The organism is Alistipes sp. D31t1_170403_E11 (assembly GCF_015553985.1).
Lineage (GTDB): Bacteria > Bacteroidota > Bacteroidia > Bacteroidales > Rikenellaceae > Alistipes > Alistipes montrealensis.
The window spans coordinates 70696-88271 of the sequence record NZ_JADNHQ010000003.1; the positions used below are offsets into that span (position 1 = coordinate 70696).

The 17576-nt window shown below is 57.4% G+C and carries 18 protein-coding genes and 1 pseudogene; 13 read left to right on the top strand and 6 right to left on the bottom strand.

Annotated elements, in window-relative coordinates; genetic code table 11:
- The first annotated feature begins 42 nt into the window (after positions 1-42).
- Both I2E69_RS06775 and I2E69_RS06780 read left to right on the top strand, forming a co-directional pair.
- Positions 43-1284: a DUF1015 domain-containing protein gene (locus I2E69_RS06775; RefSeq protein ID WP_195460210.1), complete on the top strand. Its 1242-nt coding sequence runs from the start codon at positions 43-45 to the stop codon at positions 1282-1284.
- 240 nt (positions 1285-1524) lie between these two features.
- A complete protein-coding gene (locus I2E69_RS06780; protein WP_195460212.1) occupies positions 1525-2004 on the top strand; it encodes a DUF805 domain-containing protein in 480 nt (159 codons plus the stop codon).
- Positions 2005-2069: 65 nt separating this feature from the next.
- Here I2E69_RS06780 and I2E69_RS15440 read toward each other — a convergent pair.
- Positions 2070-2222: pseudogene (locus tag I2E69_RS15440) on the bottom strand (DUF2752 domain-containing protein); the annotation flags it as partial.
- Positions 2223-2523: 301 nt separating this feature from the next.
- Here I2E69_RS15440 and I2E69_RS06785 point away from each other — a divergent pair.
- The 6 genes from I2E69_RS06785 (at position 2524) to I2E69_RS06810 (ending at position 6745) form a co-directional block, all read left to right on the top strand.
- Entirely contained in the window at positions 2524-3006 is a 483-nt protein-coding gene (locus I2E69_RS06785; protein ID WP_195460213.1) for a DUF805 domain-containing protein, read from the top strand.
- A gap of 155 nt (positions 3007-3161) precedes the next feature.
- Positions 3162-3389 (top strand): 4Fe-4S dicluster domain-containing protein, encoded by a 228-nt coding sequence (locus tag I2E69_RS06790; protein ID WP_195460215.1) that lies wholly within the window; start codon positions 3162-3164, stop codon positions 3387-3389.
- Positions 3390-3392: 3 nt separating this feature from the next.
- Complete coding sequence (locus tag I2E69_RS06795) at positions 3393-4487, top strand: 3-methyl-2-oxobutanoate dehydrogenase subunit VorB (RefSeq protein ID WP_195460217.1); 1095 nt, start codon at positions 3393-3395, stop codon at positions 4485-4487.
- A 6-nt stretch (positions 4488-4493) separates the two neighbouring features.
- Positions 4494-5261 (top strand): thiamine pyrophosphate-dependent enzyme, encoded by a 768-nt coding sequence (locus I2E69_RS06800; RefSeq protein WP_195460219.1) that lies wholly within the window; start codon positions 4494-4496, stop codon positions 5259-5261.
- Positions 5262-5265: 4 nt separating this feature from the next.
- Positions 5266-5808 carry a 2-oxoacid:acceptor oxidoreductase family protein gene (locus tag I2E69_RS06805; RefSeq protein ID WP_195460221.1) on the top strand — a complete coding sequence of 181 codons (543 nt, stop codon included), beginning with the start codon at positions 5266-5268 and terminating at the stop codon, positions 5806-5808.
- A 244-nt stretch (positions 5809-6052) separates the two neighbouring features.
- Entirely contained in the window at positions 6053-6745 is a 693-nt protein-coding gene (locus I2E69_RS06810; RefSeq protein ID WP_195460223.1) for a peroxiredoxin, read from the top strand.
- Positions 6746-6795: 50 nt separating this feature from the next.
- Here the strand turns inward: I2E69_RS06810 and I2E69_RS06815 are convergent, their stop codons facing one another.
- From I2E69_RS06815 to I2E69_RS06835, 5 genes are read right to left on the bottom strand one after another with little or no spacing between them, the layout of a single operon-like run.
- Positions 6796-7242 (bottom strand): GNAT family N-acetyltransferase, encoded by a 447-nt coding sequence (locus I2E69_RS06815; protein WP_195460225.1) that lies wholly within the window; start codon positions 7240-7242, stop codon positions 6796-6798.
- Between the two features lies 1 nt (position 7243).
- A complete protein-coding gene (gene fmt / locus I2E69_RS06820) occupies positions 7244-8218 on the bottom strand; it encodes a methionyl-tRNA formyltransferase (RefSeq protein ID WP_195460226.1) in 975 nt (324 codons plus the stop codon).
- A 27-nt stretch (positions 8219-8245) separates the two neighbouring features.
- Positions 8246-9469, bottom strand: coding sequence for a bifunctional 3,4-dihydroxy-2-butanone-4-phosphate synthase/GTP cyclohydrolase II (locus I2E69_RS06825; protein WP_195460227.1), 1224 nt, complete (start codon positions 9467-9469; stop codon positions 8246-8248).
- Complete coding sequence (locus I2E69_RS06830; protein ID WP_195460228.1) at positions 9444-10946, bottom strand: LptF/LptG family permease; 1503 nt, start codon at positions 10944-10946, stop codon at positions 9444-9446. Before I2E69_RS06830 ends, I2E69_RS06825 begins: the two co-directional genes overlap by 26 nt.
- Positions 10943-11776 carry a metal ABC transporter permease gene (locus tag I2E69_RS06835; protein WP_195460229.1) on the bottom strand — a complete coding sequence of 278 codons (834 nt, stop codon included), beginning with the start codon at positions 11774-11776 and terminating at the stop codon, positions 10943-10945. Before I2E69_RS06835 ends, I2E69_RS06830 begins: the two co-directional genes overlap by 4 nt.
- Positions 11777-11877: 101 nt before the next feature.
- Between I2E69_RS06835 and mtaB the strand changes: the two genes are divergently transcribed.
- From mtaB to I2E69_RS06860, 5 genes are all read left to right on the top strand, one after another.
- Positions 11878-13176, top strand: a complete 1299-nt coding sequence (mtaB, locus tag I2E69_RS06840; protein ID WP_195460230.1) for a tRNA (N(6)-L-threonylcarbamoyladenosine(37)-C(2))-methylthiotransferase MtaB — start codon at positions 11878-11880, stop codon at positions 13174-13176.
- Between the two features lie 35 nt (positions 13177-13211).
- Entirely contained in the window at positions 13212-14006 is a 795-nt protein-coding gene (locus I2E69_RS06845; protein ID WP_195460231.1) for a hypothetical protein, read from the top strand.
- 7 nt (positions 14007-14013) lie between these two features.
- A complete protein-coding gene (locus tag I2E69_RS06850; protein WP_229095412.1) occupies positions 14014-15459 on the top strand; it encodes a TrkH family potassium uptake protein in 1446 nt (481 codons plus the stop codon).
- 8 nt (positions 15460-15467) lie between these two features.
- On the top strand, positions 15468-17012 hold the full coding sequence (locus tag I2E69_RS06855) for an SPOR domain-containing protein (RefSeq protein WP_195460232.1): 1545 nt from the start codon (positions 15468-15470) through the stop codon (positions 17010-17012).
- Between the two features lie 85 nt (positions 17013-17097).
- Positions 17098-17568 (top strand): NfeD family protein, encoded by a 471-nt coding sequence (locus I2E69_RS06860; RefSeq protein ID WP_195460233.1) that lies wholly within the window; start codon positions 17098-17100, stop codon positions 17566-17568.
- Positions 17569-17576: the final 8 nt, after the last annotated feature.

The following is a 17576-nucleotide window of genomic DNA, read 5'->3' on the forward strand; positions in this document are numbered from 1 at the left end:
GGTGCGGAAACGCCCGCCTTTTTTACTTAAAACGATAACTATATGGTACGTATCAAACCTTTCCGCGCAGTCCGTCCCCCGAAGGAGCACGCTCCTGAGGTGGCTTCGCGCCCTTACGATGTGCTCAACTCCGCCGAGGCGAAATCCGAGGCCACGGAGCGTTCGCTGCTGCACATCATCAAACCCGAGATCGACTTCGAGCCTATCGCCGACGAGCATTCGCAGCCCGTTTACGACAAAGCGGTTGAGAATTTCCGCAAATGGCAGTCCGAAGGCTGGCTCCGCCAGGACCCCGAAGAGTACTATTATATATACGCGCAGACGATGGACGGCCGCACGCAGTACGGCCTTGCGATGTGCTGCCATTTCGAGGATTACCTTTCGGGAGCCATCAAGAAGCACGAACTGACGCGTCCCGACAAGGAGGAGGACCGCATGATCCACGTGCGCAACCAGAAAGCCAATATCGAACCGGTGTTCTTCGCTTATCCCGACGATGCCGAGATCGACGCCATTGTCGCCGACGTGGTGAAAAACAACGCTCCGGAGTACGATTTCACGGCCGACGACGGCTTCGGACACCAGTTGTGGGTGATCCGCGACAAGAAGACCAACGACCGCATTACAGAGATTTTTGCGGGCATTCCGGCGCTCTATGTTGCCGACGGACATCACCGCACGGCCGCCGCTGCGCGTGTGGGACAGGAGTGCCGCGCCAATAATCCGGGGCATACGGGTTGTGAGGAGTATTGTTATTTCCTTGCCGTGACCTTTCCGGCCAACCAGCTCCGCATCATCGACTACAACCGCGTGGTGAAGGACCTGAACGGCCTGACGCCCGCCGAACTTCTCGAAAAGCTGAAAGAGTCGTTCACAGTCGAGGATAAAGGCACGGAGGAGTACCGCCCTGTGGCCCTCCACAATTTCTCGATGTACCTCGAAGGCCGCTGGTACAGTCTGACAGCCAAGCCGGGGACGTACGACGACAACGACCCGATCGGCGTGCTGGACGTTACGGTGCTGTCGAATCTGGTCCTCGACAAAGTTCTGGACATCAAGGACCTGCGTACCTCGAAACGAATCGACTTCGTGGGTGGTATCCGGGGCCTCGGCGAGTTGAAGCGCCGGGTGGACAGCGGGGAGATGAAGGCGGCCTTCGCCCTCTACCCTGTCTCGATGCAGCAACTGATCAACATCGCCGACACGGGCAACATCATGCCGCCGAAGACTACGTGGTTCGAACCGAAGCTGCGCTCCGGTGTCGTGATCCACTCTTTCGAATAGTTTTCGGTTATTGCGACCGCGGTTGCCGCATATCCCTTGCAAAGCCGGGGCAGACATATCACTGATATGTCTGCCCCGGCTTCTCTTTTCTTTCCGGGTCGAATCGTCCCGGTGCGGGTCGGTAAAGCGGGGAAATGGCATGTACCCTGGCAGGATAACTTTTTGAGCGTTTTGGATAACCGAACACCGGAAATTACTCCCGATCTTTACACCGTTTCAAACAAACTAAATTCTTATTTTATGAAATGGTTTATCAAAGGTATTCGGAATTATGTGAACTTCAGTGGACGTGCACGCCGGGCGGAATATTGGAATTTTGTCCTGTTCGCAACTATTTTTACTGTGGTGTTTTATCTTGTGGATCTGCTCCTGTTTGGGGCTGACGTATTAAGCGGGTCGAAGTTATCTATCTTTTCGACGCTCTTCTCCCTCTTTATCTTCCTGCCCAACCTCGCCGTCTCGGTGCGCCGCCTGCACGATACGGACCGTAGCGGCAAGAAACTTATGTGGTATTATATTGTTGTGGTCGCATGGGTTGTCCTGGCTATCCTCTGCCTTGTTATTTTCATGGCCAATATACCGGATCTTCTCGGCGTGATTATGGGGCTTGGATTTTTAGGCATCCTGGTCTGGGCGATCTTCTTCCTGGTATGGTTTTGCACGCCGGGAACGCCGGGCGATAACAAGTACGGACCCGATCCCAAGGCTGTTACGGAGTAAAAAACAATCGGAGAGCTCAAAGGCTCTCCGGTCGTTTTTAGGACTTCTTTCAGATAGAGGTATGCCAGCAGCGGCGCTGCGACGATCGCCAGCCGGTTATATCCCCACGCCGCCCCGAAATCGAGGTGCAGCAGTGAGAAAAGCGCCCGCGTCATTCCGCACCCGTAACACTCCGTACCGAACAGGTTGCGGAACAGGCAAATCGAATGCCCGTGCATGATCCGTTCGGCCGGAATTGCCAGGAGGCAGGCCCTCCGAGGAAGAGGCAGAGCGGCAGCGTCGTGAGCCAGTCCTTGTCGCTGGCGTTGGCGGGGCCATATTGGGCAGTCGTACCGCAGGCAGGGCACATTGTCGGCAATCTGTTTGCCACAGTTCGAACAGTACTGTGATTTGTGTGTATTTGGTGGGCCTACGCGTCGAAAAACCGGATGTTGTGCAAAATTCAGGCTTCCGGATGCGTCGGAATACGCATTTTTTACTATCTTTATATGCAAATCAACCCCTTAAATTTACCCTGTCATGAAATGGTTCCTCAAATGCCTCGGCCCCGATTATGCGAATTTCGAAGGGCGCGCCCGCCGGAAGGAGTATTGGTATTTCATACTCTTTTCCTTTATTTTACTGGTGGTTGCGAATATTCTGGACATGTTGCTTTTCAGTCCGACTTTCACCCCGATAAAATGGCTTTTATCACTGTATATGCTCGTTCTCCAGCTATCCGTAATGGTGCGCCGTTTGCACGATATCGGTCGCGGCGGCGCCGTTGTGGTATGGTATTATGCGTTGGGCTTCGTTTGGTTTATGGCCCTGTTCTTTATGGGATTTTCGAGTGTGCTGAGTGTTCTGAACAGCGGGGGCAGTTCGCTGCCCGTCGGATTGCTGGTGCTGCTGTGTGGCGGCGGCCTGGTATTTCTGGTTTGGGGCATCGTCTTTCTCGTTTGGTTCTGTACGCCTGGCATGCAGGGCGAAAATAAATACGGTTCCGACCCGAAGGCCGAGTGACGGCCGAACGGTTTTGTATGCAGGGAGTTCGCAGGCCCGGATGCGGATACCCTGCTTCTTGTTTGTCGTTTCTGCCGAAAGAAATGTTGCAATCCGGACGGGTTTTATCCGATTATTTCGTATATTTGTAAGCAACTTATCAATATTAGGACGTTATGGCAAAAATCAAAGGAACAATCGTTGTCGACAAGGAGCGCTGCAAGGGGTGCGGGGTCTGTGTATCCGTGTGTCCGTGCGACGTGCTTGCACTGTCGGCCGAGGTGAACAGCAAGGGCTATCCCGTTTCGTGGATGGCCAATCCCGATGCGTGTACGGGCTGTGCCTCCTGCGCGGTGATTTGTCCGGATAGCTGCATTACGGTTTATCGTCAAAAATTCGAGTAAGCTATGGCAGAGAAGGAAGTGAAACTGATGAAAGGCAACGAAGTGATCGCCCATGCGGCGATTCGCTACGGTTGCGACGGATATTTCGGCTACCCCATTACCCCGCAGTCGGAGGTGATGGAGACATTGATGGAACTCAAACCGTGGGAGACGACGGGTATGGTCGTGCTGCAGGCCGAATCGGAGATATCTTCGATCAACATGGTCTACGGCGGCGCTTCGAGCGGAAAACGGGTGATGACCTCGTCGTCCAGCCCCGGCATCAGCCTGATGTCGGAGGGGCTGAGCTATTTGGCCGGCGCCGAACTGCCCTGCCTGATCGTCAACGTGCAGCGCGGCGGCCCGGGTCTGGGTACGATCCAGCCTTCGCAGGGCGACTATTTCCAGGCCTGCAAGGGCGGCGGCCACGGCGACTTCCACCTGATCGTATTGGCTCCCAATTCGGTGCAGGAGATGCACGACCATGTGTTCGAGGCTTTCGACCTCGCATTCAAATACCGCAATCCGGCGCTGATCCTCGCCGACGGCGCCATCGGACAGATGATGGAGAAGGTGGTGCTCGCACCCCAGCGTCCGCGCAAGACCGACGAGGAGTTGAAGGCCGAGTGCGGTTCGTGGGCTACGCAGGGCAAACCTGCCGGCCGTCCGCGCAACATCGTGACCTCGCTCGAATTGCAGTCCGAGAAGATGGAGGTCATCAACAAACGCCTTCAGGACAAATACAAGGCGCTCGAAGAGAACGAGGTGCGTTACGAAGCCATCGAGTGCGACGATGCCGATTACGTCATCGTGGCGTTCGGTTCGTCGGCCCGCATCTGCTCGGCGACGGTCGAAATGGCCCGCGCCGAGGGCCTGAAGGTCGGCCTGCTGCGCCCGATCACGCTCTACCCTTTCCCCAAGAAGAAATTAGCCGAACTGGCAGCCCGCGGGGTGAAGGGATTCCTCTCGGCCGAGCTCAATGCCGGGCAGATGGTCGAGGATGTGCGTCTGGCCGTGAACGGCAAGGCTCCCGTCGAGCATTACGGCCGTCAGGGCGGCATGCTGTTCAACCCGGATGAAGTCCTCGAAGCGCTCAAGGAAAAACTGATTAAAAAGTAGAAGACGATGGCAGAGGTTGAAATGAAGAAGGAGAATCTGGTTTACGCAAAACCGAAACTCATTACCGATAATGTCATGCACTATTGCCCCGGTTGCAGCCATGGCACGGTGCATAAACTCATCGCCGAGGTCGTCGAGGAGATGGGCCTCGAAGAGAAGACCGTGGGCGTTTCGCCCGTGGGCTGCTCGGTATTCGCCTACAACTATATCGACATCGACTGGATCGAGGCGGCGCACGGCCGTGCGCTGGCCGTGGCTACGGCCGTGAAGCGCTTGTGGCCGAATAACCTGGTATTCACCTACCAGGGCGACGGCGACCTGTCGGCCATCGGCACGGCGGAGTCGATCCATGCGGCGGCGCGCGGCGAGAATGTCGTGGCTATCTATATCAACAATGCGATCTACGGCATGACCGGCGGGCAGATGGCCCCGACGACGCTCGTGGGCATGAAGACCGCGACGACCCCCTATGGCCGCGACCCGCGCCTGAACGGCTATCCCTACAAGATCGCCGAAATGATGGCCCACCTCGACGGTACGACTTACATCACACGCCAGAGCGTGCATACGGCGGCCAACGTACGCAAATGTAAGAAGGCGATCCGCAAGGCGTTCGAAAATTCGATGGCCGGAAACGGTTTCTCGCTCGTGGAGGTCGTCTCGACCTGCAACAGCGGCTGGAAACTTTCGCCCGTGGCTTCGAACGACTGGCTTGCCGAGAACATGCTGCCCTACTATCCGCTGGGCGATATCAAGGACGTAAAAAAAGAGTAAGGCTATGAAAGAGACGTTGATAATTGCAGGATTCGGAGGACAGGGCGTCCTCTCGATGGGAAAAATACTGGCTTACTCGGGCGTGATGCAGGATTTCGAGGTGACGTGGATGCCCTCCTACGGCCCCGAAATGCGCGGCGGCACGGCCAACGTGACGGTGATCCTCTCCGACCGGAAGATTTCGTCGCCCATCGCCCACGAGTTCGACACGGCGATCATTCTGAACCAGCAGTCGATGGAGAAATTCGAGCCGATGGTCAAGCCCGGCGGGATTCTGATTTACGATACGAACGGCATCACGCGGCATCCGGTCCGCAAGGACATCGAGGTCTACGCGATCGACGCTACGGCCGAATGTGCCAGGATGGGCCAGGCCAAGCTGTTCAACACGATGATTCTGGGCGGATACCTCAAGGTGCGCCCGGTGGTCGGGATGGAGAACGTGATGGTAGGCCTGAAAAAGTCGCTTCCCGAACGTGCCTGGAAGATGCTTCCGGCCAACGAAGAAGCCATCCGCCACGGCGGCGAGATTATCCGCAAACGGTAATTTTAGCGATATACCTGAAACCGAAAGGCGTCCTTCGCAGGACGCCTTTTCGTTTCATCGGAAGGCCTGAACGTTGTAACGGTCTCTGGCAGAACGTTATCAAATCCGCCGTTTATGTATACGCTTTTGGGTCAGAAGGGAAAAACAGGGGACAACGTACCGATAAATGTCGTATCTTGGAAAATGGAATATTCGGGGCATCAACTTTGCGAGTCCGAATATTAAACTTTTTAAACTCTGATTTATGGAAAAGAACGAACAGCAGATGCCGCGGCTGGGCGAGCCGGTTCCGGCATTCGAAGCGATGACGACGCGCGGGAAGATCAGTTTCCCGGCCGATTACAAAGGCAAATGGGTGATTCTTTTCAGCCATCCTGCCGACTTTACACCGATTTGTACGACCGAAATACTTACGTTCGGAGCCCGCACCGAGGAGTTCCGGGCCCTGAACTGCGAGTTGGTCGGCCTTTCGGTAGACAGCCGCAACAGCCATATCGCATGGTTGAAGACCATCCGTGAAAAGATCGAATACAAAGGCATGAAGGGCGTAAAGGTCGCCTTCCCGATTATCGACGACGTTTCGATGAAGGTTGCGTCGCTCTACGGCATGATCCAGCCGGGCGAGAGCCAGACCGCCGCCGTGCGTGCCGTTTTCTTTGTCGACCCGAAGGGCGTCCTGCGGGCGATGATCTACTATCCGCTGGCTCTGGGCCGCAATTTCGACGAAATCAAGCGTGTGCTGGTCGGTTTGCAGACCATCGATGCTTTCGGCATTGCGCTCCCAGCCGACTGGCATCCGGGCGACGAGGTGATCGTACCGATGAAGGGCGACGACGAGGAGCAGGTTCCTGCCGGAGCCAAGTGCTACGACTGGTTCTTCTGCACCAAACCGCTGCCGAAGGAGGAGATCAAACAAAAACTCGGCGAGAAGGTTTAAATCCCTTCGATTGTAAAGCAGCAGAGGCTTCCCGAAGGAAGCCTCTGTTTTTATTCTGTAACGTAAATCCGTATCGGATTGCCGTCGTCTCCGGTTGCGGTCGTCAGGAACCGCCAGTCGCATTTCTCGTAAAAATCCGTGAGGTCGGTCACCAGGTAGAGCGCCGGGAATCCCTGTTCCCGCATCTCTTCCCGAATGAAATCCAGCAACTTCCGGGCGAGTCCCCTGCCCCGGCAGGTCTCTTCGACGAAGAGCGCGCACAGATTGGGCGTCAAATCCTTCCGGTCGTGGAAGTCGTTTTCGATAACTCCGGCTCCGGCGACGATCTCCCGTCGTTCGTCCAGTATCGCGTACCATTGCGGAATCCCGGTTTTCCGGGCAATGCACTCCCCGATGCTTGCGTGATAAGCCGCAGCGGGAATACCCCACTTGTCGCTGAACCACCGGGCCGCTTTCTCCTGCAATTCGAGATGGTCCCGCAAAGGCTGCAGCCCCATGCTATTTGCGAAAACGGTATTGGTGAACGTCGCGCCATCCCAGGAGCAGCTCGTGCACCGCAAGCCGTTTCTTGCCCGCGATCTGCAACTCGCCGGGGACGATCCATCCGTCGGCGCACGCCACGCGGACAAAAGTCCTCCCGTCGCTCTGGAGCGTGCCGCACGTTTCGCCGTGAGCCGCGGCTTCGAACGCCGCCGAGAAGATTTTGGCGCTCGACGCCTCGTCGCTGCCCTCCCGGTACATTTCGGTCCATGCCGCCGGATAGGGCGACAGCCCGCGGACGAAATTCACGATGTCGCGGCCCGGTTTTTCCCAGTCTATCCGGCAATCCTCCTTGAAGATTTTCGGCGCCGGGCGCAATGTCGCTTCGTCGATATGCTGTTGTTCGATGGGCCGGATGTCTCCCGCCGCAATGCGGTCGACGGTCTCGGTCACCAGCGACGTGCCTGTTGTCATCAGTTTGTCGTAGAGCGTGCCGATATTGTCTTCGGGAAGGATCGGAACCCGGATTTGTCCGATGATACCGCCCTTGTCGATTTCGTGGTTCAGCAGAAACGTCGTGACACCCGTTTCGGTCTCGCCGTTGATAATCGCCCAGTTGATCGGCGCGGCTCCGCGGTACTGCGGCAGCAGCGAGGCGTGGAGGTTGAAGGTTCCCAGCCGCGGCATGGTCCAGATCACCTCGGGCAGCATGCGGAATGCGATCACGATACCCAGGTCGGGTTGCAGCGCCTGCATGGCCTCGACGAACTCCGGGGCTTTGAGTTTTTCGGGCTGCAATACCGGGATTCCCAGTTCCAGAGCGGCGATTTTGACCTCGCTCTGGTGGAGCTTCTGCCCGCGTCCTGCGGGTTTGTCGGGCGATGTGACCACACCCACGACGTTGTAGCCACCGGCGACGAGCGTCCGCAGCGACGGCACGGCAAATTCGGGCGTGCCCATAAAGACGATACGAAGGTCCTTGGCTTTATTCATCGAATTTCGTTTTAGACCGGACCGGAATTATTTCTTCTCCAGCCCCAGCGTATGGTGCATGCGCTCCTGCTTGGTCTCCAGATAATGTGCGTTGAAGGGGTTCGGGGCGATCACGATGGGTACGATTTCGTCGATGCAAAGACCGTAACCCTCCAGTCCGGCCCGCTTGAGCGGGTTGTTGGTCATCAGGCGCATGTGGCGAATGCCCAGTTCGCGGATGATGCTTGCGCCCACGCCGTAGTCGCGTTCGTCGGCCTTGAAGCCCAGCTTGAGGTTGGCGTCTACCGTGTCGAGTCCCTCGTCCTGTAATTTGTAGGCGTGGATCTTGTTGCAGAGGCCGATGCCGCGGCCCTCCTGATTGAGGTAGATGACGGCGCCTTTGCCCTCTTTGTCGATCATCTCCATTGCCTTGTGCAACTGTTCGCCGCAGTCGCAGCGGTACGACCCGAAAATATCGCCCGTGGCGCACGACGAGTGTACGCGCACCAGTACGGGTTCATCCTCGGTCCACTCGCCTTTGGTGAGGGCGACATGCTCTACGCCGTTCGATTTCTGGCGGAACGGAGTGATCCGGAAATCGCCCCACTCCGTGGGCAGGGGAACCGTTACGCCCTTCTCGATGATCGACTCCTGCTGGAGGCGGTAAGCGATCAGCGAAGCGATCGAGATGATTTTCAGGTCGAATTTTTTGGCAATCTCCTGAAGCTGCGGCAGACGGGCCATCGTGCCGTCCTCGTTCATGATTTCGATCAACGCGCCTGCGGGTTGCAATCCGGCCAGACGGGCCAGGTCGATAGCGGCCTCGGTGTGTCCCGGACGGCGCAGCACGCCTTTGTCCCGCGCGCGCAGGGGATTGATATGTCCCGGACGGCCCAGGTCGGTCGCCTTCGTCGCAGGGTCGGCCAGCGCACGGATGGTCGCGGCGCGGTCGTGGATCGAGACGCCCGTAGTGCAGTCGTTGCCCAGCAGGTCGACCGTTACGGTGAAGGGCGTGCCGAGCAGCGAGGTGTTGTTTTCCTCCATCATATTGAGACCCAGTTCGGCGCAGCGTTTCTCCGACAAGGGTGCGCACAGCACGCCGCGGCCCTCTTTGAGCATGAAGTTTACGATTTCGGGGGTGATCTTCTCCGCGGCGACGATGAAGTCGCCTTCGTTCTCTCGGTCCTCGTCGTCCACGACGATAACGGGTTTGCCGATGCGGAAGTCTTCGATGACCTCCTCTACACTATTGAGCACAGTCTCTTTTGCCATTTCGTTTGAGTTTTATTGCTTTCGTCAGATTTTTTAATTTCGGGACCAGTTTATCGCGCAGCGCCTTGAACTTTCCGACGTACCAGTCCGTGTCGAGCAGCGCCGAGTCGTTGGTGGCCTTGTAGGTGAGGTAGATGGCTATCGGCGTGAGGATGAAGGTCGACAGCCACATGCCGTAGACGGCTTCCCAGTTGCCCTCCTTGGCCAGCTTTTCGCCCGAAAGGCTGATCATGTAGTAGATGACGAAGAAGATCACCGACACCACTACGGGAAGGCCCAGGCCGCCCTTGCGGATGATCGCGCCCAGCGGCGCGCCGATCAGGAAGAAGATCAGGATCGATACCGGGAGCGACATCTTTTTGTGCCATTCGACCTTCGACCGGTATAATTGGTTGAGCGCCTCCTTGGCCGTCGATTCGTCGAATGCGAACATGTTGCGGGAGTTCTTGGCCAGCGTGCGCGCCTGGTTCCATACCCGTTCCTTGTCGCGTATGGGCAACGTGGAGACCGAATCCGTTGCCAGCAGGTTGCCGAAATCGCGTTTATCCACCTTCAGGCTGTCGGGCAGCGGCAGTACGGAGTTGTCGCGTGCGAAAATCTGCTCCTTCAGCAACGGTTCGTAGGAACTTGTCGTGGCGGCGTTGACCTTGATTTCGAGCGAGTCGATGTCGTGTTGCAATTCACTGATATTCTTGGTCTGGCTGCTTGAGAACATGTCGGCGTCGGTGCGCCCCATGGCGAATCCCGACATGGGGATGACCTGTTTTTGCAGGTCGAATGTATGGTGGCGCAGGGCGCTTTTCGTGAACCACTGGCTGTTGCGGGTCTGCTCGTAGGTCTCGCCGTGGAAAAGCGTGACCAGCAGGAACCGTTTGTCGTCCGAAAGGCGGATGTAGCCCGAGTCGGCCACGATGGTGTTCATGTTGCCGTTGGTGGCGCGGTTGTCGTAGATCAGCACGTCGCGCAGCAGGTGGGTGTCGGGCTCCTGGTGGCTCACGCGAATCGACATGTTGTCGATGCCGTTGAAAAAGAGTCCGTCCTGGAATTCGAGGGCCTGTTTCTGCTGCCGGATGTCGTAGAGCGTGCTGAAGAGCTTTTTGTTGGCGTTCGGGACGAGGTTGTTGCCGATGAAGAAGCTGCCGATCGAAACGAGGCTCACCAGGATGATCAGCGGCTTGGTGATCTGTACCAGCGACATGCCTGCCGATTTCATGGCCAGCAGTTCGTAGTTCTCGCCCAGGTTGCCCATGGTCATGATCGCCGCCAGCAGCATCGAAAGCGGCAGCCCCATCGGGATCATGTTGGCCATGAAGTAGGTCATCAGCTCGATGATGATGCCGGCGCTCAGACCCTTGCCCACCAACTCGTCGATATAACGCCATACGATGTTCATCATCAGCACGAACATGACGATGAAGAACGTGAGGACCATAGGCCCCAGGTAGGACTTCAGAACGAGTCTGTGAATGGTTTTCATGCGGCGGGTCGCAATTTTTTGCTACGCAAAGATAACAGTTTTACTATTATAAGCGTAAGAGTGAGCGTAAATATTATGGCGGCGCCGGGCGGAACTTCGAAATTGTAGCTGGCGACCAGCCCTGCGACGTTGGCGGCGACGGCGACCAGCGGCGCTGTAAAGGCGATGGTGCGGTACGAACGCGAGAGCGTGTTGACGATCACCACGGGCATCGTCACGAGCGAAATCAGCAGTACGATCCCCATAATGCGGATCGAAAGGACGATCGTCACCGCCACGAGCGCGGCCATCAGGTAGGAGATCACGCGTGTCGGGATACCCCGGCTGCGGGCAAAATCGCGGTCGAAGGCCACATACATCACCGGACGCAGCCACAGCAGCGCTCCCGCGATGATCAGCAGCGTCAGCGCGGCGAGCGCTGCGACATCGCTGTCGGTGACCGTCACGATGCTTCCGAACAGGTAGGCCGACAGGTCGCCCGAGGTGTAGCCCGGGCGCAGGCTCATGAAGAGCGCGCCGACGGCCATGCCCACCGACCAGATGATGCCGATGGCCGAATCCTCGCGGATGCGCCCCCGGCTGCCGGCCCATTCGATGCCCAGCGCAGACATCACGGCGAAAAGCATTGCTCCGGCGATCGGGTTGATTCCCAGGTAAAAGGCGATGCCCAGCCCGCCGAATGAAGCGTGTGTAATACCGCCCGCGAGGAATACCATGCGGCGGCAAACGACATAGGTTCCTATCACTCCGCACGTTATGCCCGAGAGGACGCACGCCGTGAGCGCATTGGCCAGGTAGCCGTATTGAATCAGGTCACTGAAAAATCCCATGTCACTTCTTAACAATTGCGCGCAAATTTACGCTTTTTTATCGGAAAACCCTCCTCCTTTCGTACAGTTTTCGTAATTTCGTGCCGGAAAAACACGAATCTATGCAACCTCGCAGAGTCAATTTTCATACCTTGGGCTGTAAGCTCAATTTTTCGGAGTCGTCGACCCTCGCCCGTGAATTCGAGCGCGGCGGTTTCGTGCGCGTGGCCCCTACGGCCGAAGCCGACATTTGCGTCATCAACAGTTGTTCTGTCACGGAGCATGCCGATAAAAAATGCCGCAATCTGATCCGCAAACTCCACCGCCGCAATCCCGCTGCGATCATTGCCGTGACGGGATGTTATGCCCAGCTCAAACCGCAGGAGATAGCCGGGATCGAAGGTGTGGATATCGTGTTGAGCAACAATGATAAGGGCGCGTTATTTAAACGAGTGGTTGAACTCTCGGGCAAAGGCCGGGCGCAGGTGTACAGTTGCGATACCGCGTCGCTCACGTCGTTCTTTGCGGCTTTTTCGAGCGGCGACCGTACGCGTGCTTTCCTCAAGGTGCAGGACGGGTGCGACTACTGCTGTTCCTACTGCACGATCCACTACGCCCGCGGCGGCAGTCGCAACCAGCCCATTGCCGACCTGGTCGCCGAAGCGGGGCAGATCGCTGCCGGGGGGCAGAAAGAGATCGTCATCACGGGTATCAATACGGGGGATTTCGGCCGTACGACAGGCGAAAAGTTCATCGACCTGCTGCGGGCGCTCGACGAAGTGGACGGGATCGAACGCTACCGTATTTCGTCGATCGAGCCGAATCTCCTGACCGACGAAATAATAGCCTTTTGCGCCGCGTCGCCTAAATTCCAGCATCACTTCCATATTCCGTTGCAGAGCGGTTCGGACCGGATTCTGGGCCTGATGCGCCGCCGCTATACCACGGCCCGCTTCGCCGAGCGGATCGCGGCGGTGAGGCGGCTGATGCCCGACGCTTTTATCGGTATCGATGTGATCGTCGGTTTTCCGGGCGAGACGGACGCCGATTTCCGGACTACGTACGATTTCCTGGCGGGTCTCGAACCTGCATTCCTGCATATTTTCCCCTTCTCGGAACGCCCCGGGACCCCGGCCGTCGACCTGCCCGGAAAGGTGCAGTCGTCGGTGGCTACGCAGCGCGTCGCCGAACTGGAGGCCCTCTGCGACCGGCTGCACGGCGCGTTCTGCGCCCGGGCGGCGGGCACGGAGGATACGGTGTTGTTCGAAAGCACGCGCCGCGACGGTATGATGTTCGGCTTTACGGGCAGTTACCGCCGTGTGAAAGTCCCCTACGACCGGTCGAAAGTCAACACGATCTGCCGCGTGAAACTCGGTGCGATGGATGAATCTCACGATTTGTTGGGGGAAATTCTGGATTAATCATTATATTTGCGGATAAGAAATTTAAAAACATTATGACGGGTTTGCGCAAACGGGTGACGGTCGGGTTTCTAAGCATCGTCTGCCTGCTGTTTTTTTCGGGCATGGTCTCGTTCCTCGAACTGAGCCACCTGAGCCGCGATACGGGCGAAATTCTCAAGGCCAACAAACGGAACATCGAGCTGGCCAAGGAGATGCTCGACGCCGCGCATGAGCAGAACATCGCGCTCATCCACCTTTCGGTCTTCGGCGACAAGTCGTGCGACAGTCTTTGCCGCTCCAGTTTGGAGCGGCTCGAAAGCGCATTGCTCGTGGCCCAGAACGAAGCGCTCGAAAAATCGTTCCTCGATTCGCTGGCCTTTGCTACGACGGAATTGCGCCTGCTGACGGATAACTTCCTCGCCTTTGGAGCCTCCGGGCGGCCCGATTCGCTTGCCGCGGCTGCGGGGCGCGTCGATTCGGTGGGCGGCAAGTGGTATAACGATGAATACGAAGCTATTTACGGCCGTCTCACCGCGGCTATCAAGAGTTATATGACCTCGACGCAGAGTTCGCTGGTCCCGCGTGCCGAGCAGATGAAGAAGAACGCCTACCGTGCTGTGACTCCCGTGCTTATTTCGCTGGTCGTGATGATCGCCATCGTGCTGATGCTCTTCTATTTCATGTCGATCTACTGCGTGACGCCCATCGAGCGGATGAACAAGGGACTCGGCGATTACCTTTCGTTCCGCGTGCCTTTCGCCGTGAAGGGCGACCTCAAGGACGAGGTGCTGGAACTCAAGGAGAAGATCGAGGCGCTGATCAACCTTTCCAAACAGACCAAATCTTGATGCGGCGATGCGGGTAGACGTGGTTTTACGATATGTCGGAGTCGTGATGCTCTTCATTGCGATGTTCATGCTGCTTTCGGCGGGAATCTCCTACCTGAGCGGCATGGATTCGGCGTTTTATCCCCTGCTGCTTTCGTCGCTGCTTACGGCCCTGCTGGGGGCGTTTCCGCTGATCTTCGTCAGCAAGCGTGAGCAGATCACCAACAAGGAGGGTTTCTGCATCGTCGTCGGGGCGTGGCTCGTGGCCTGCGTCGTGTCGATGTTCCCTTACCTGATCTGGGGCGGCGAGTTCAGCCTGGTAAATGCCTGGTTCGAGAGCGTTTCGGGGCTTACGACCACCGGATCGACGATCCTGAACGATGTGGAAGCCCTGCCGCGCGGGCTGCAGTTCTGGCGCATGGCGTCGACGTGGATCGGCGGTATGGGCGTGGTGATGTTCGCGCTGGTGGTCCTGCCGTCGATGGGGCGCAGCAAGATGATGCTTTCCAACGTCGAACTTTCGACGATGGCCAAGGACAATTACCGCTACCGGGCGCAGATCATCGTGCAGATTCTGCTGGTGGTCTATGTCGGGCTTACCGTGCTCTCCACCGTGCTGCTCAAAATGGCGGGCATGAACTGGTTCGACGCCCTGTGCCACGCCATGTCGGCGTGCGCCACGAGCGGATTCTCGACCAAAAACGCCAGCATCGCTTACTTCAACAGCCCGATGATCGACACGATCCTGATTTTCACGATGGCGACCGCGGGCGTTCACTTCGGGCTGATCTACGCCACGGTGACCGGCAAGCGTAACAATATTTTCCGTTCGGAGGTGACGCGCTGGTATTTCGGGATGCTGCTCGCGGGCGGCGTGCTGATCGCCGTAAGCCTTTTCGCCGCGGACCTCTACCCTACGCTGACCGCTTCGTTCCGTTATGCGATGTTCCAGTTCGTATCCCTCGTGACGACGACGGGATTTGCCACGGCCGATTCCAATACGTGGACTTCGTTCGCCGTCATCCTGCTGATTTTCGGTTCGATAGTCTGTGCCTGTGCGGGTTCCACGGCGGGCGGTATCAAGGTCAACCGTCTGGTGCTGGCCGGAAAGATGATGCGCACGCGCCTGCGCCAGCAGCAGCATCCCAATGCCATCATCCGCATCCGTCTCGACGGCGTCATTCAGGAGAACGAAGCCTTGCACGCGGTGATGATTTTCATCGTCACCTACCTGATGTTCATACTTGCCGGCACGGTCTTCGGTACGATGCTCGGCGTCGACCTGACGACCAGTTTTACCGGGGCGGTAGCCTCGATGGGCAATGTGGGGCCCGGTTTCGGGCAGGTCGGTTCGATGGATAACTTTTCGGCGATGCCCGTGGGGTTCAAGATTTCCAATTCGTTGCTGATGTTGCTGGGGCGTCTGGAAATTTTCGGACTCATACAGATCTTTTTTATTAAATGGTGGAGATAAACCAAGCTATGTTTCGCAAGATTTACATATACGCGCTGGGCGCGATTTTCCTGACCGTCGGCGTGTTGCAGGCGCAGCAACCCAAAGTCGAGGCCCGTATTGCAGGATTGGAAGGCAACGCCGAATACATGTCGCTGCTGAACCAGGATGCGCAGTTGCAGATTCGCGAGGATTCGATCGTCAACGCCGTGGAGCAGATGCGCCGGCAGTTGCGTGAGGACCCTGCCAAACGCCAGCAGTATTCGCAGGATATTTTGCAGCTTGAAAGTAAAATCTTCGAAATCCGCAATGCCAAAGGGCGTCTGATCGACCGCATCAATACCATCGAGCAGGAGTGGGTGCTCGCCAACCTGAACGGTGCGGCGCAGCAGCCTGCGGGGCCGGTTGAAACGAGCCCGGCGGCGGTTCCCGACTCGCTGAAGGTCCGCAACCTGGTGGACAACCTCTATTTCCGCGAGCACCTCCCTGCGGAGGATTACGCCGCCCTGCGGGAGGCCCAGAAGCAGGAGTTGCAGGCGGTGGATTACGTCGACCGCTATTTCGCCAACCACAGCACGCTTGCCCAGTTGGCCGAAACTTACGCCGCGGTACAGACCGAACCCGAAGCGATCGAGGTTTTCGAACGTTACAACGCCCTGCAGGGCCTGAACCGCGCGCTGGCCGACTCGCTCGCTGCGGTGTGGAACGATATCTTCGACAACAAGAGTTACGCCTATGGTTACCTGCTCGACAAGATGGGCAAGGAGGAGGTGCTGGCCCGTGAGGAGGAGGCGCTCTCGGAGGCTGTGCGGCAACTGACGGCATTGCAGGGCGAGACGGCTTCGGACGCCGTGGCGGATTATTTCCTGCGCAAACGTGTCATCGTCGACTACGAAACCGCCGTGGCCGGAGTCCTGGCGCTGGATGCCGCGCGCGATTCGCTGCGCGGCGTTGCGGCGCAGCTCGAATCCATCGACTTCCGCCTGCCGAGGATCGAGGTCGCGGAGCGTTATTTCCTCGATTACGACAGTGTGGCCATCTTGTCGAAACAGATGTACTCCTACCAGAAACCTATTCCCGAGTGCAAGGTCTATGCGAACGGTACGATCTACCGCATCCTGCTCGGAACGTTCAATACCAAGCGCGCCGCCGCGACTTTCCGGGGGGCCTATCCGCTTTGCTATCAGATCAATGACGACGGCAAGTGGTGTTATTATACGGGCGGTTTCGCCACACTGGCCGAAGCCGAAGCGGCGCAGGCGATGCTGAAGAAACACGGATTCGTGCGGCCTGAGATCGTGGTGTGGACCGATGGCGTCGCGCGCAATCTTTCGCTCGACTCCGAGGCCCCGAAAATCGTCTACCGTGTCGAAATCACCGGGACCGACGCTTTGTCGGACGATGTGAAGCAGGTGATCGCCGCCACGGCCGAAGGCTACGAACTTTCGCGCGTGGGCAACCAGCTTTTCGTCGTGGGGACTTTCGTCGACAAAGCCGTCGCCGACCGTTTGGCCGAAGCGATACGGCTGGCGGACGCGGCGCTGGAACTAAAAGTCGCCGAAATAGCAGAATAAATCGGAATCCGGATGAAATTTATCGGCAAATTCATCCGGATTCGATTTTTTTATCTATCTTTAGTGCAATATTCTACAAAGCCCTATGGAGATGTTCTATATTGTATTGCTCGTTGTCTTCGGCCTGCTGTTCCTGGTGGCTGAATTGGTCCTGCTGCCCGGCGTGTCGATCGGAGGCGTACTGGCGCTGGTCTGCTACGGCAGTTCCATCTATCTCGCATTCCGCGATTTCGGCCCGCTGACGGGCGCCGTTGTTGTCATTGTCATCCTTGTCCTGTCGATAATAGCTACCGTCATTTCCCTGCGGGCCAAAACCTGGCAGCGTTTTTCGCTCAAACAGGAAATCCGCTCGTCGTCGATGCCGGTCACTCCCGCCGAGGAGTTGCAGGTCGGCGACCGGGGCGTGACCGTCTCGCGCCTCTCCCCGATGGGTAAGGTCGAGATCGGCGGCCGTATTTACGAAGCCAAATCGCTCGGGGCTTATGTCGATCCGCAGCGCGATGTCGAGGTCGTGGGTTTCGAGAATTTCAGCGTCATTGTAAAAACTATCAAATAAACTTCAAT